Here is a 13,648-nt window from a genome sequence, read left to right on the forward strand (position 1 = left end):
GAACCAAATGGAGGAGCGGGGATGACGGCAGCGGATGTGTCGACCGACCAATACACGGCATTGGCCAAGCTGCTCGACGAACGCTGGACCTGTCGGCAGTTCCTGGCCCATCCGGTGCCGCGGGAGGTCACCGAGACGCTGCTGCGACTCGCGCAGCGCACCGCCTCCTGGTGCAACACCCAGCCGTGGCAGGTTGTGCTCACCGAGGGCGCGGGCACCGACCGGTTCCGCCAGGAGTTGCTCGCGCACGTCCAAACCGCAACGCCGGCACCGGATTTCCCGTTTCCCGCGCAGTACACCGGGGTGTTCCGGGACCGTCGCCGCGAGTGTGGAATGCAGCTGTACGACAGTGTCGGCATCAGCAAGGGCGACCACGAGAAGACGATGCGGCAGGCCGTGCGCAACTTCGAACTGTTCGACGCACCGCATGTGGCGATCGTGACCACCGAGGCCGACATCGGCGTCTACGGTGCCGTCGACTGCGGCGCCTACATCGGTAACTTCCTGCTGGCGGCGCAGAGCCTCGGCCTCGGTGCGGCACCGCAGGCGGCGCTCGCGTCGTACGCGCCGTTCCTCCGCGCCTACTTCGGCATCCCGGACAATCGCCGGGTCGTCGCCGGGATCTCCTTCGGCTACCCGGACACCGACCATCCGGTAAACGGGTTCCGCACCTCTCGCGAGGATCTGACTCAGGTAGCGACCTGGTTCACCGACTGACCGGCAAGCAGCCCCGGCCCGGCCTCGGGCAGCACGTCGCGCGCGGTCATCGCCGTGCCGCATACGTCGCATTCGAGGTTCGCATGCGCCTCGCCCGTACAGCCCTGGTGGGTGTAGCGCGCGGGCGGGCCGTCGGGCGCCATGTAGGCGTCGCCCCATTCCCGGATGGCCATGAGGATCGGATAGATGTCATGCCCCTTCTGGGTGAGCCGATACTCCTCGTGCGCACCCACCGCGGCCTTCCGCTTGACCAGGATCTCATGCTCGATCAGCCGATCGAGCCGATCCTGCAGCCGGCTGCGCGAGATGCCAAGCGCGCTCTGAAACCCGTTGAACCGGCGGATCCCGGAAAACGCGAACTTCAAGATCAGCAAAGTCCAGCGATCCCCGAAGATCACGAGCGGGCGCGTAATCGAACACGGCACGTCAGCAAGTTCTTCGTAGCGCACTTCTCGATGCTACCCAGCACACCACCCCAGGGCTGTTGGCGGAGTTGACGTGAGCCAAATGGTCGCTTTTGAAGATCAACTGGCGACCATTTGACTCACGTCAATGCGGGCGTTCAGAGCGGAATGTTCTTCAGGTGGCTGGGGCGGGAGGGGGCGGCGGCTAGGGCGGCGGCGATGATGCTGCGGGTTTTTGCCGGGTCGATCACCTGGTCGACTACGCCGATGGCGATGGCGCGTTCGACGCCGCCCGCGATGCGCTCGTGCTCGGCGGTGAGGCGCTCGTGCAGTGCTTCGCGCTCCTCTTCGGGGGCGGCGGCGAGGGCCTTCTTGTGCAGGATGCCGACGGCGGCCTTGGCGCCCATGACGGCGACCTCGGAGCCGGGCCATGCGTAGACGGCGGTCGCGCCGAGCGAACGGGCGTTCATCGCGATGTAGGCGCCGCCATAGATCTTGCGGGTGACGAGGGTGACGCGGGGCACGCGCGCCTCAGCGAACGCGTGCAGCAGCTTGGCGCCGCGGCGCACGACACCTTCCCATTCCATGCTGACGCCGGGCAGGTAGCCGGGCACGTCGGTGAGCACGATGAGCGGAATGCCGAAGGAGTTGCACAGGCGCACGAAACGCGCTGCCTTCTCGGCACTTTCGGAGTTGAGGCAGCCACCGAGGCGGATCGGGTTGTTGGCGAGCACCCCGACGGTGCGCCCGGCCAGCCGGCCGAGGCCGGTGACGATGCTGCGCGCGTAACCGCCCTGCAGCTCCTCGAACGAGCTTTCGCCGTCGACGTTGTCGAGCAGTTCGTGGATGATCGGCTTGACGTCGTAGGCGCGCTTGGCCGATTCCGGCAGCATCGCCTTGAGATCGACGTCGCCGTGCGCGGCCGCGACCAGATCGAACTCGCCTTGTTCGGCGAACATCGACACCAGACGACGCGCGCGATGCACCGCGTCGGCCTCGTCATCGGCGACGATGTGGGTGACACCGGACTTCTTGCCGTGGGTGACGGGTCCGCCGAGGGTCGCCATGTCGACCTGCTCGCCGGTCACGCTGCGCACCACGTCGGGGCCGGTGACGAAGATGCGGCCCTCGGGGGCCATGATCACGATGTCGGTGAGCGCGGGGCCGTACGCGGCGCCACCCGCGGCGAAGCCGACGACCACGGAAATCTGCGGTACCAGGCCGGACGCTCGAACCATTGCCTCGAAGACCAAGCCGACGGCATGCAATGCCTCGACGCCCTCGGCGAGCCGGGCGCCACCGGAATGCCAGATGCCGACGATCGGGACGCCGGAGTCGATGGCGGTGTCGATCGCGTCGACGATGTGCTTGCACCCCTCGACGCCCATCGCGCCGCCCATCACGGTGGCGTCGGAGCAATATGCGACGGTGCGCACCCCGTCGACCTCACCGATCGCGGCGAGCACACCGGACTTGTCGCGTGGGTGCAGCGGAAGCAGCGTGCCGGGATCGAAGAAGCGCTGCAGCCGGCCGAGCGGATCGCGCGGATCCAGGTCCGTTCCTTGGTGCAGCGCGGGAGCGATAATCGTCATCGCGTTTTCTCCTCACCTCGTGAGTGCGCCGCTACCGCGGCTGAAAAATGTCGATCCCGGCGGGATGAGGCCTTGGTGGCCGGATCCCGCCGGGATCGTCGTGCAGTCGAAATTCGATACGAGCGGCTATGCCCGACCGAAGGCGAGCGCGACGTTGTGCCCACCGAAACCGAAGGAATTGTTGATCGCGTACTCGATCTCCTGACGGCGAGCTTCGCCGTGCACCACATCCAGGTCGATCGCCGGATCCTGGTTTTCCAGGTTCAGCGTCGGCGGGACGATGCCGTCCCGGATGCTGAGCACCGTGAGTACGGACTCGAGCGCGCCGACGGCACCGATCGAGTGTCCCAGTGCGGATTTCGGGGCGTAGACCGAAGCGTGCTTGCCGATCGCCAGGTTGATCGCGTTCGCCTCGGCGGTATCACCGATCGGCGTCGCGGTCGCGTGTGCGTTGACGTGAGTGATGTCCTTCGCGGTGAGACCAGCGGTCTGCAGCGCTCGGGTCATCGCACGAGCCGCGCCGACGCCATCGGGCGCGGGAGCGACGAGGTGGAAGCCGTCGGAGGTGATACCGGCACCGAGCAGCCGGGCGTGGATGGTGGCACCGCGCGCCTTGGCGTGCTCCTCGGTCTCGACGACCATCAGGGCGCCCGCCTCACCGAAGACGAAACCGTCGCGATCCTTGTCGAACGGACGCGAGGCACCCTTCGGATCGTCGTTGCGGGTGCTCATGGCACGCATCATGCTGAACGCCGCGATCGGCACCGCGTCGATGTAACCCTCGACACCACCGGTGACGACCATGTCGGCATCGCCCATCACGATCATGCGCCATGCGTTGGCGATGGCCTCGGAGCCTGACGAGCATGCCGAGACCGGAGTGACCACTCCTGCCCTGGCCTTCAATTCGAGGCCGACAACGGCCGAAGGGCCGTTCGGCATGACCATCTGCACAGCCAACGGCGAAATCTTGCGATAGCCACCGCTTTTCAGCTTGTCGACCGAGTCGATGAGGGCGTCGCCGCCACCCAACCCGGTGCCGATGGCCACACCCAGCCGTTCCGGGTCGACCTCCGGGCTGCCTGCGTTACGCCAGACTTCGCGACCGAGCACGGTCGCGAGCTGCTCGACGTACGCCATGCGCCGGCACTCGACTCGGGTCAGCAGGGTCTCGGGCCGGACCTTCAGGTGACCGCCGATGCGGACCGGAAGGTCGTATTCCTCGACGAAGGAATCCTCGAGAACGTCGATACCGCTCTCGCCGTTGAGGAGTCCCTTCCACGTCGCATCGACATCACCAGCGATCGACGTGGTCGCCGCCAGGCTAGTGACGACGACGTTGGGGAAGTTCCCGTTCAAGGTGGAAGGAGTGGTCACAGTGTCAGCCCTACTCGGCGTCGAACTTGGCCTTGAGCTCCGCGGCGGCTTCGCTGTTCTCCGCCTCGAGCTTCTGGATGTAGCCGACAGCGTCGCCGACCGTCTTCAGGCTGGCCAGATCCTCGTCCGGGATCTTCACGCCGTACTTGTCCTCGGTCTGTACCGCGATCTCGACCATGGACAGCGAGTCGATGTCCAGGTCATCGACGAAGGACTTCTCGATCGTCACCTCGGAGGGTTCGATACCCGTCACCTCTTCGATGATCTTGCCGAGTTCCTCGACGATTTGTTCCTGGGTCAGAGCGGCCACTTCGTGGCTCCCTTCTTGTTCTTTGTAGGGCGTGTACTGGTTTTTCGGATCGAGACGGCCGAAGGTTACGTCCGCTCGGTCACAACCACGCATATCGATGCATGGCTGCGCAGGAAAGCTAGCCGGAGATGCTTACCCCGGCCAACGCGGGGAGGTCTTCCGGGGTCTTCAGGGCCAAGGTGCGCGTGCCCTTCAGCTCCCGTTTCGCAATGCCGACCAGGGTGCCCGCCGGTGGCAACTCTGCCACCATGGAAACCTCTGCCTGCCTTACGGTTTGGGTGCACAGATCCCACCGGACGGGCCGGGTGACCTGGGCAGCAAGCTTGTTGATCGCGTCGCGACCCGAGGTCACCGGCTTGCCGTCGAAGTTCGACAGCAAGATCCGGTTCGGGTTGTTCGGCACGATCTGCGATATGGCATCGGTCACAGCGTCCTGCGCCGGCGCCATGTACGCGGTGTGGAAAGCACCGGCGACGGGCAGCGCGCGAATCCGTGCCTTCTCCGGCGGGTTCGCGGCGAGCTCCGCCAGCGCGTCCAACCGACCAGCGGCCACGATCTGGCCCGCCGCATTGCGGTTGGCCGGAACGAGGTCGAGTTCGGCGAGCCGAGCGAGCACGGCGGCCTCATCGCCACCGAGCACCGCGGACATGCCGGTCGGTTCCAACGCGCACGCCTTGGCCATCTCCGAACCACGGATGGCGGCCAATCGCACCGCGTCGTCCGGGGAGATGACCCCGGCGACAGCGGCGGCGGCGAGTTCACCGACCGAGTGTCCGGCGACGATGGTAGCGGCCGGAAGTGAATCCGTGGGGATTTCCGCATAGGCGAGCAACGCGGCGGCCACGACGAGTGGCTGGGTTACTGCCGTATCGGTAATCTCCTCCGCCGTCGCGGTGGTGCCGAGGCGAACCAGGTCCAGGCCGGAAGCCATGGACCAGAGGATGAGCCGGTCACGCGCGCCAGGGAGGTCGAGCCAAGGCGCGAGCATGCCGGGAGTCTGGGACCCCTGTCCAGGGGTGAACAACGCGATCACTCCCTAAGAGAACACTGTGAGGTGCCTCGCCGGAGATGTCGACGCGAATGAAGCTTGCCCTCGCGTTTTGTGGGAGTCCCACAAAAGGCCACGTGGGTCGACCCGGATCGGACGTCCCACGAATTCCGTTACAGGCCCTCTTCACCAAGTGTGAAATGAGGGGCATCTGGGGTAGGTGTTGACGTTTCGTTACGGGTTCGTGTCAAACGACCCACGGTAGCGGCGATTCTGAGCACATACGCGTCCCGCGGATTCATCGGATCACGACCCGTGATTTCGGCAATCCGTTTGAGGCGGTAGCGAACGGTATTTGGATGGACGTACAACTGACGCGCGCACGTCTCGACGGCTCCACCGCAATCCAGATAGGCCTCGAGCGTGTCCGCCAGTGACGATCCCGCCGAGGCCAACGGAAGGACAAGATACTCGTTCAACGCGTCGACCGCAGCTCGATCGCCGAGCAAAGCGCGTTCCGGCAGCAATTCGGTCGCATGCACCGGGCGTGGCGCGCCTCGCCAGCCCACCACGGCCTCCATACCGGCCAGCGCCTCGACCGCGCTGGCGTGCGCGGCACCCAGCGTGCGGGTGGTCGGGCCGATCACCACCGGACCGTCGGAGAAGACGTCGGCCAGCAGGTCTGCCAGGAACGGCGATATATAAGAGGACTCACCGAGATGGCCACTCACGACCATCACCAGGCGAGTGCCCTGCACTACCGCCAGCGCGGCGCGTCCGTGCCTGGCCGCGATCGCGTGCACCGCGCCCACCGACGACACACCCTGCTCGCCGGGCGGAGTACCGACCAGCACCGTCGCCGGTGCGGTGGCATCCCAGTTCAAGGTGGCGGCCCTGGACAGCATGTCCGGGCCCGTGTCGCCACGCACCACGGCGTCGACGACGAGCGCCTCCAGCCTGGTGTCCCACGCGCCACGCGATTCGGCCGCGCTGGCGTACACCGAGGCGGCCGCGAAGCCGAGCTCACGCCCGTACCGCAGCACCGCCTCGGTGAGCGCGACCAGCTGCCGGTCGTTGCGCGCGAGCGCGGGCAGCCACTGTTCGAAGAACTCCATGGCCACCCGGACCATGTCCACGGTCTGGCGCAGCGTCAGCCGCCGCGCCAGATCCTGCGGGATCACCTGGAACGCGTCGAGGCTGAACCGGATATCGCTGTCCGGGTCCTGTAGCCATTCCAGGAAGTTCACCACCGCGGTCTGCACCAGCATCTGGACACCGGCGCGCTGCGCGGCGTCCAGATCGGCGAAGAACGGCAACCGATCCTGCATCGACCCGACCGCCTCGGTAGAGAGGCGTCCAGAGAACTGCTTCACGCGTTTGAGCAGCGTGTCCGGTAGTGGGTCGCGGGTTTGCCGGTTCGGGGAGAGCGCGCCCGTCGGCAGATACACCTCGTGCTCGGAAGAGCCCTCGGAGATCCGACGCGGCCGCGGCGGTTTACGGTCCACCATTCAATCGTCCGCTACTCGCCGTCCCCATCGGAACTCGACGCGTTCTTCGGCGCGGCGTCGACGTCGTCGATGCGGTACTTCGACGCGGCCTCGATCACCTTGGCGTTGTCGATCTTTCCGGCCTTCGCCAGGCCGGACAGGGCGGCTACCACGATCGATTGCGCGTCGACATTGAAAACGCGACGGGCGGCGGCCCTGGTGTCGGAGAAGCCGAAGCCGTCGGTGCCGAGGGTGATGAAATCGCCGGGCACCCACTTGCGCACCTGATCCGGAACCGCGCGCATCCAGTCCGTCGCGGCGACGAACGGGCCTTCGGCCCGCGACAGCGCCTCGGTGACATACGGAGTGCCATGATCCTCGTCCGGGTAACGCAGTGCGGCGATCTCCCGGTGCAGTGCCTCCTTGCGGAGCTCGCCCCACGAGGTCACCGACCAGACATCGGCCTGCACACCCCAGTCCTCGGCGAGCAGCGCCTGCGCGCGCAGGCCGTCCGGCACGGTGACGCCGGAGACCAGGATCTGGGCCCGCACCTCACCTTCGCCACCCTGCTTGTACAGGTAGATGCCCTTGAGCAGGCCGGCGATGTCGACGCCGTCCGGCTCGGCAGGCTGCTGGTACGGCTCGTTGTAGAGGGTGATGTAGTAGAAAATGTCCTCGCCGCCGAAACCGCCGTCGGCCTTGCGGGTATCGGTGCCCGGCACCGCGTACGGAACCGGGTCCGGGGTGCCGCCGCCGTACATCCGGCGCAGGCCATCCCGGATGATGTGCGCGATCTCGAAGGAAAACGCCGGATCGTAGGTGACCACAGCCGGATTGGTGGAGGCAAGCAGCAGCGAGTGGCCGTCGTTGTGCTGCAGCCCCTCACCGGTCAGCGTGGTTCGCCCGGCGGTTGCTCCGAGCACGAAACCGCGGGCCAGTTGATCCGCCGCGGCCCACAGACCGTCGCCGGTGCGCTGGAAACCGAACATCGAATAGAAGATGTACAGCGGGATCATCGGCTCGCCGTGCGTCGAGTACGAGGTACCAACCGCGGTGAACGACGCGGTCGATCCGGCCTCGTTGATGCCCTCGTGCAGGATCTGCCCGACGGTGCTCTCTTTGTAGGCAAGCATCAACTCGGCGTCGACCGATGTGTACAACTGGCCGTTGCGGTTGTAGATCTTCAACGAAGGGAACCACGAGTCCATACCGAAGGTACGGGCCTCGTCCGGGATGATCGGGACGATCCGCTTGCCGATCTCCTTGTCCCGCAGCAGCTCCTTCATCAGCCGCACCAGCGCCATGGTGGTGGCCACGCTCTGCTTGCCCGAGCCCTTGCGCACCGACTTGTACGCCTCGTCGCCCGGAAGTTGCAGCGGCTTAGCTGTGGTGCGCCGTTCGGGCAGGTACCCGCCGAGCGCCTTGCGGCGATCCAGCATGTACTGGATCTCGCGCGACTCCATGCCCGGGTGGTAGTACGGGGGCAGGTACGGATCCTTCTCCAACTCGGCATCGGTGATCGGAATCCGTTGCAGGTCACGGAAATCCTTGAGGTCCTGCAGGGTCAGCTTCTTCATCTGGTGCGTGGCGTTGCGGCCCTCGAAGTGCTTGCCGAGGGTGTAGCCCTTGATGGTCTTGGCCAAAATCACCGTCGGCTGACCCTTGTGTGCCATCGCGGCCGCGTAGGCGGCGTACACCTTGCGGTAGTCGTGGCCGCCGCGCTTGAGATTCCAGATGTCCTGATCGGACAGGTCCTGCACGAGCGCCTTGGTGCGCGGGTCGCGGCCGAAGAAGTGGTCGCGCACGTAGGCGCCGTCGTTGGCCTTGTAGGTCTGGTAGTCGCCGTCCGGGGTCGAGTTCATCAGATTCACCAGTGCGCCATCGCGATCCGCGCCGAGCAGCGCGTCCCACTCCCGACCCCAGATCACCTTGATGACGTTCCAGCCCGCACCGCGGAAGAACGACTCCAGCTCCTGAATGATCTTGCCGTTGCCGCGCACCGGGCCATCCAGCCGCTGCAGGTTGCAGTTGACCACGAAGGTCAGGTTGTCCAGGCCCTCCAGCGCCGCGACATGCGCGAGACCGCGCGACTCCGGCTCGTCCATCTCACCGTCGCCGAGGAACGCCCACACGTGCTGATCGGAGGTGTCCTTGATGCCGCGATCGTGCAGGTAGTGGTTGAACCGCGCCTGGTAGATGGCGTTCATCGGGCCGAGACCCATGGACACCGTCGGGAATTCCCAGAAGTCCGACATCAGCCGGGGATGCGGGTACGACGGCACCCCGTGGCCGGGGCCGCCGTGGCTGTACTCCTGCCGGAAGCCGTCGAGCCGGTCGGTGCCGAGCCTGCCCTCGAGGAAGGCGCGCGCGTAGATGCCAGGCGAGGCGTGCCCCTGGATGAAGATCGAATCGCCGCCGCCGGAATGATCCTTGCCACGGAAGAAGTGGTTGAAGCCGACCTCGTACAGCGCCGCCGAGGACGCGTAGGTCGAAATGTGGCCGCCGACACCGATTCCCGGGCGCTGCGCGCGGTGCACCATGATCGCGGCATTCCAGCGGATCCAGGCGCGGAAGCGCCGTTCCACCTCTTCGTCGCCGGGGAACCACGGCTCGTTCTCGGTGGGGATGGTGTTGACGTAGTCGGTAGACGTCAACGCGGGGATGGCGACACGGCGTTCACCGGCCCGCTCCAGCAGACGGAGCATGAGGTAACGCGCTCGGCCGGGTCCTTCACGGTCGAGCATCTCATCGAATGACTCGAGCCATTCGCTGGTTTCCTCCGGGTCGATGTCCGGTAGGTAGGACGCCACCCCTTCGCGAATCACCCGCACGCGCTCGGTCGGCTGGGCTTGCGAACCGCCCGGATCGCGGCCAGCCGGAGCGGCGGACTCGGATCCAGCGGGTTGCGCTGGAGCGGAAGAGTGGATCAGGTCGGTCAAATCTGCTCCTCGTACAGGGGTGGACATGCGGATAGCGTCGATATCCCCGAGCGGTGGCGCGTGGGTTTGCGTACCACTCGTTTACGAAAGGTCGGGGCGCACCCTCCATCCTTGCCGATGGTGTGCCCCAGGTCATCATGTCAGCAGGAAGTCCAGTACCGTGCGCTGGGCAAGACTGCGCCTCACTGGCGCTCGGCTCCGTCATGCCCATGGGCGCTGTGTCGTCGATTCGCTCGCTCATGAGCCCAGGCCACTGTAGTTTTCGAGCGCCCGGCGAGGCGCACGTCATACGGGAGGACGATGAAGACGCTGGACCCGCGCGGGTTCGGATTGGTGTGCGCGACCGGAGCGATCGTTGTCGGCGTGGTAGTGGCCGGCTGCGCGAACGGCGTCGTCGGCACGGCGAATCCCAATGCCGCTGATCTAGCGGCCTACAAGACCGCGGCGGCCGCCTCGTCGGCCGCCGCGACCTCGTCCAAACGCGCCGCGGCGCAGGACAAGGCGATCACCGACAACTGCGCGCAGTTCCCGACCACCACCGGCGTCGGGGTCTCCAAGTACAACGAGTTCGTCGACGCGCACGACGCCAACGCCGCCGACTACGCGGCCAAACGCGAACTCGCCGCGTCAACCCTGGATGACGCCGCGAACAAGGTGGAGACCGGAGTCAACACCGCGAAGGACTCGATCCCCGCGGATCTCGCCGGAAAATTCACCGACTACGTCACAGCGGCACGCGCGCTCTCCGCCGAGACCCGCAAGATGACCTACTCCGCGCCTGTCGGGCCGCTCAACGACGCAAGCAGGCGGGTCAACGACGCGCGCAACGCCGTCCGAGACGCCTGCCCGAAGCGCTGAAACGGTCCATGACACAACATTGTCACGCGACATTCCGGGCCATTTTCTTCGGATCGGCTTGCGCTGGAGGCCATAACCATGTTCGCTTGCAACTACCTATTGTCGGGAGTTGAGGAGGACACCACCGTGGTCGCCGCGGCGGACGCGCAGAACTACGCTCAGAAGCTTGGCATTACACACGGCTTGGTTGTCCAGGAATTGGGCTGGGACGAGGACGTCGACGACGACTTGCGAGCCGACGTCGAGGAGTCCATCGGCAGCGATCTAGTCGATGAGGATTCCGACGAAGTAGTCGACGTTGTGCTGCTGTGGTGGCGCGACGGGGACGGTGATCTGGTCGACGCACTGATGGATGCGATCGGTCCACTCGCCGACGAAGGCTTCGTCTGGGTACTCACGCCCAAGACCGGACATCCGGGACATGTTGAACCAAGCGAAATCGCAGAATCCGCACCGACCGCCGGTCTGACTCAGACCTCGGCGATCGCCCTGGGTAGCTGGGCGGGCAGCCGCCTGGTGCAACCGAAGGCGCCCTCGAAGCAGCGCTGACCCACCTTTCGCTATGGTGTCGCCGGGCGGTGATCGCGCCGCCCGGCGGAAACCCGACACGATGGAGGATTTGCGATGCCGCTCGAAGTTGGCACTGTCGCGCCGGATTTCACGCTCAAGGATCAGAACAACCAGGACGTCAGCCTGTCGGACTACCACGGCAAGAAGAACGTCCTGATCGTCTTCTACCCGCTCGCCTTCACCGGCATCTGTCAAGGTGAACTGTGCAAGGTGCGCGATGAACTCCCAAAGTTCCAGAACGACAACGCGGAGATCCTCGCCATCTCCGTCGGCCCACCCCCCACCCACAAGATCTGGGCGGCCGAACAGGGTTACGTCTTCCCGCTGCTGTCCGACTTCTGGCCGCACGGCGCCGTCGCTCAGGCCTACGAGGTCTTCAACGAAAAATCCGGTTACCCCAACCGCGGCACCTTCGTCGTCGACCGCGCGGGCTACATCCGTTTCTCGGAGATGAACGGCCCCGGAGAGGCCCGTGACCAGGCGGCTTGGGAGAAAGCGCTCGCCGCGCTAGATTCATAACCCGGTCGGTAACGATCAGGGGCGTATAGCTCAGCGGTAGAGCACTGGTTTTACACACCAGCGGTCGGGGGTTCGATCCCCTCTGCGCCCACTTCGCTCATCGGCGAATCCTGCTCGCGGAAAGCGGGAGCCTGGTTCGCTGCGTCATTCTTGTGGGGGTGCAACCCCCACACCCCGCCCGGCGGGCTTCGCCCCCGGATCCCCTCCCCGGGTACGCGGGATCCGGGGCTGCGCCCGCCCCCTCCTCCGTACGCCACACCCGAAGGTCCATGTAGGCACTCTCCGCTCAGCATCCAGTTGGCGCGGAATCGTGAAGCTGAGCCGGAAGTCGGCTTCGCCATCGACTGGCACGATCTCATGATTCCGGCTTAGCGAGCTCGACAGGCGGTGAAACGAGGCGCCTACGCCGACGCAGGCTTAAGCAGCAAACGCCACAGGTCGGCCCTTGGGGTTCGTCGTTGTCTTCCCATCCCCCAGCACCTTATTGATGGCGGCCCGCGCAGCTACGAAGTCTGGCGGTATCCCTTTCACCACAGCCTGTTCGGCCGTAGCCTTCTTCTTCTCCGAGCCGTCTCTGGCACCCTTCGATAGGTACTCCTGTGCGCGAGCTAGTCAGCGCGGACTTCGGCCGATTCCCTTGTCCGGTACCACGCGGTGGCAGCGACGATTCCCGGCGGGGTGAAGTTGATGAGGAGAAACGGAATCTCCTCCAGCACCCCGTAGCCTTCGTCGATCACGCCTACCGCCATATTGCCGCTCACCAAGGCCAGCCAGACGAGCAGGAAATCCTCGGCCGCCCGATGGATGCCCCGGCGGCCGAAGAAAGAACCGGCCAGCAGAAAGATGCCGAGCAGGACGAAACCGACGACAATGATGATCGTTGTACGACTCACCCGTACTCCTCCGAAGTTGAAAAGGGTTGTGCCGCAGCTCGATGTGCCTTTACGGCGGCCGCTGCGGCGAGCGCGATCAGTACCGCGGTGGTGGCGATATCGAGCACCATCAATGTCGGCGCGGCCAGTACCCCGATCACGCCGAACACGGCGAAGGCCGACAGACCTGCCGCGCTCATGACCTGTTCGGACCGGGCGAATCCGCCGGTCGAAATCATGAACACGATCATGCCGACAGCGGAACTATCGGCGGCGTTGACGCGAGTCAGTTGTACACGCGGTAAAGCGACTCGGCCACACAAACCGGCTTGTCCCGGCCCTCGCGTTCGAAGGTCAGTTCCGTCGTGATCTGTGCACCCCCACCGATCTCATCCACAGCATTGATGCTCAGTCGCATCCGAAACCGTGCATCCACCGGCAGTGGTGCGGGGAAACGGACACGATTAACGCCGTATGCGACCGCGAAGGAGAACCCGTCCAAGTGCCACAGACTCTCCATCAGCGCAGGAGCAGCCGCCACTAGGAAGTAGCCGTGGGCGATCGTCGAACCGAATGGCGTCTGCCGTGCGAACCCCGGATCGACATGGAGCGGATTCCGATCACCGGTTGCCTCGGCGAACCGGTCGATAGAATCCTGTGTAATCAGCTGCCAACCCGAGACTGCCTCTCGCCCAACAGAAGCCGCCAGCTCGTCCACACCCTTAATGGTGATCACGAGCCAGATGCTAATGACCCTGGGACCAGCTGACCAGGCCTCGTCGGACGCGTGGGTACGCGTGGCTCGTTCGACCTGGTCGGCGACCACCATTCGCCACCTATCCCCGAACGCGACAGTTGACGAAAACCATAGGGACCCCCCGCAGAACGGGTTCGGCTTCGATATCGGGATCGCCGCGTGCCAGGCTCCGCGACGGTTCGAGTGCGGCGGCGACCGCGTCGGTGACCTGTTGCCACTGGTCACGGGCGACCAAGCCGCGGAGTTGGGGCTCGGTTT

Annotated in this window: 14 protein-coding genes and 1 tRNA gene; 5 read left to right on the forward strand and 10 right to left on the reverse strand. The window is 65.5% G+C overall.

The window, feature by feature from the left end; genetic code table 11:
* Positions 1 to 21: 21 nt before the first annotated feature.
* On the forward strand, positions 22 to 717 hold the full coding sequence (locus ACIA8C_RS22785; RefSeq protein WP_397137767.1) for a nitroreductase: 696 nt from the start codon (positions 22 to 24) through the stop codon (positions 715 to 717).
* Here the strand turns inward: ACIA8C_RS22785 and ACIA8C_RS22790 are convergent.
* The 7 genes from ACIA8C_RS22790 to aceE form a co-directional block, all read right to left on the reverse strand.
* A complete protein-coding gene (locus tag ACIA8C_RS22790) occupies positions 690 to 1,166 on the reverse strand; it encodes a winged helix-turn-helix transcriptional regulator (RefSeq protein WP_397137769.1) in 477 nt (158 codons plus the stop codon). The genes ACIA8C_RS22785 and ACIA8C_RS22790 overlap by 28 nt on opposite strands.
* Positions 1,167 to 1,279: 113 nt before the next feature.
* Entirely contained in the window at positions 1,280 to 2,713 is a 1,434-nt protein-coding gene (locus tag ACIA8C_RS22795; RefSeq protein WP_397137771.1) for an acyl-CoA carboxylase subunit beta, read from the reverse strand.
* A gap of 126 nt (positions 2,714 to 2,839) precedes the next feature.
* Positions 2,840 to 4,090: a KasA/KasB family beta-ketoacyl-ACP synthase gene (locus ACIA8C_RS22800; protein ID WP_150408151.1), complete on the reverse strand. Its 1,251-nt coding sequence runs from the start codon at positions 4,088 to 4,090 to the stop codon at positions 2,840 to 2,842.
* 10 nt (positions 4,091 to 4,100) lie between these two features.
* Positions 4,101 to 4,400 (reverse strand): meromycolate extension acyl carrier protein AcpM, encoded by a 300-nt coding sequence (gene acpM / locus ACIA8C_RS22805; RefSeq protein ID WP_150408150.1) that lies wholly within the window; start codon positions 4,398 to 4,400, stop codon positions 4,101 to 4,103.
* A 118-nt stretch (positions 4,401 to 4,518) separates the two neighbouring features.
* The gene (locus ACIA8C_RS22810; protein ID WP_397137773.1) at positions 4,519 to 5,433 is read right to left on the reverse strand and encodes an ACP S-malonyltransferase; all 915 of its coding nucleotides are present in this window, start codon (positions 5,431 to 5,433) and stop codon (positions 4,519 to 4,521) included.
* 128 nt (positions 5,434 to 5,561) lie between these two features.
* A complete protein-coding gene (locus ACIA8C_RS22815; protein ID WP_396989640.1) occupies positions 5,562 to 6,896 on the reverse strand; it encodes a PucR family transcriptional regulator in 1,335 nt (444 codons plus the stop codon).
* Between the two features lie 11 nt (positions 6,897 to 6,907).
* Positions 6,908 to 9,814 carry a pyruvate dehydrogenase (acetyl-transferring), homodimeric type gene (aceE, locus tag ACIA8C_RS22820; RefSeq protein WP_397137775.1) on the reverse strand — a complete coding sequence of 969 codons (2,907 nt, stop codon included), beginning with the start codon at positions 9,812 to 9,814 and terminating at the stop codon, positions 6,908 to 6,910.
* Positions 9,815 to 10,114: 300 nt separating this feature from the next.
* On the opposite strand from aceE, the gene ACIA8C_RS22825 reads away from it, so the two are divergent.
* The 4 genes from ACIA8C_RS22825 to ACIA8C_RS22840 all read left to right on the forward strand — a co-directional run bounded on the left by ACIA8C_RS22825 (position 10,115) and on the right by ACIA8C_RS22840 (position 11,852).
* Positions 10,115 to 10,672, forward strand: a complete 558-nt coding sequence (locus tag ACIA8C_RS22825; RefSeq protein WP_397137777.1) for a hypothetical protein — start codon at positions 10,115 to 10,117, stop codon at positions 10,670 to 10,672.
* Positions 10,673 to 10,798: 126 nt separating this feature from the next.
* Entirely contained in the window at positions 10,799 to 11,221 is a 423-nt protein-coding gene (locus ACIA8C_RS22830) for a DUF3052 domain-containing protein (protein ID WP_150408147.1), read from the forward strand.
* Between the two features lie 75 nt (positions 11,222 to 11,296).
* Positions 11,297 to 11,761, forward strand: coding sequence for a peroxiredoxin (locus tag ACIA8C_RS22835; protein ID WP_397137779.1), 465 nt, complete (start codon positions 11,297 to 11,299; stop codon positions 11,759 to 11,761).
* A gap of 19 nt (positions 11,762 to 11,780) precedes the next feature.
* A tRNA-Val gene (locus ACIA8C_RS22840) sits at positions 11,781 to 11,852 on the forward strand.
* 517 nt (positions 11,853 to 12,369) lie between these two features.
* Here the strand turns inward: ACIA8C_RS22840 and ACIA8C_RS22845 are convergent.
* The 3 genes from ACIA8C_RS22845 to ACIA8C_RS22855 are packed head-to-tail and all read right to left on the reverse strand — an operon-like array spanning position 12,370 to position 13,369.
* Positions 12,370 to 12,654 (reverse strand): hypothetical protein, encoded by a 285-nt coding sequence (locus tag ACIA8C_RS22845; protein ID WP_397137781.1) that lies wholly within the window; start codon positions 12,652 to 12,654, stop codon positions 12,370 to 12,372.
* Positions 12,651 to 12,872: a hypothetical protein gene (locus ACIA8C_RS22850; protein WP_397137783.1), complete on the reverse strand. Its 222-nt coding sequence runs from the start codon at positions 12,870 to 12,872 to the stop codon at positions 12,651 to 12,653. Before ACIA8C_RS22850 ends, ACIA8C_RS22845 begins: the two co-directional genes overlap by 4 nt.
* A gap of 47 nt (positions 12,873 to 12,919) precedes the next feature.
* The gene (locus ACIA8C_RS22855) at positions 12,920 to 13,369 is read right to left on the reverse strand and encodes a MaoC family dehydratase (RefSeq protein ID WP_397137785.1); all 450 of its coding nucleotides are present in this window, start codon (positions 13,367 to 13,369) and stop codon (positions 12,920 to 12,922) included.
* Positions 13,370 to 13,648 lie beyond the last annotated feature (279 nt).

Source organism: Nocardia sp. NPDC051321, from assembly GCF_044455225.1.
Taxonomy (GTDB): domain Bacteria; phylum Actinomycetota; class Actinomycetes; order Mycobacteriales; family Mycobacteriaceae; genus Nocardia.

What these genes read in the sequence shown, in the direction of transcription:
- ACIA8C_RS22815 (WP_396989640.1), bottom strand. Translation starts at nt 6,896, where the DNA reads ATGGTGGACCGTAAACCGCCGCGGCCGCGTCGGATCTCCGAGGGCTCT.
- ACIA8C_RS22835 (WP_397137779.1), top strand. Translation starts at nt 11,297, where the DNA reads ATGCCGCTCGAAGTTGGCACTGTCGCGCCGGATTTCACGCTCAAGGAT.
- ACIA8C_RS22795 (WP_397137771.1), bottom strand. Translation starts at nt 2,713, where the DNA reads ATGACGATTATCGCTCCCGCGCTGCACCAAGGAACGGACCTGGATCCG.
- ACIA8C_RS22785 (WP_397137767.1), top strand. Translation starts at nt 22, where the DNA reads ATGACGGCAGCGGATGTGTCGACCGACCAATACACGGCATTGGCCAAG.
- ACIA8C_RS22850 (WP_397137783.1), bottom strand. Translation starts at nt 12,872, where the DNA reads ATGATTTCGACCGGCGGATTCGCCCGGTCCGAACAGGTCATGAGCGCG.
- ACIA8C_RS22825 (WP_397137777.1), top strand. Translation starts at nt 10,115, where the DNA reads ATGAAGACGCTGGACCCGCGCGGGTTCGGATTGGTGTGCGCGACCGGA.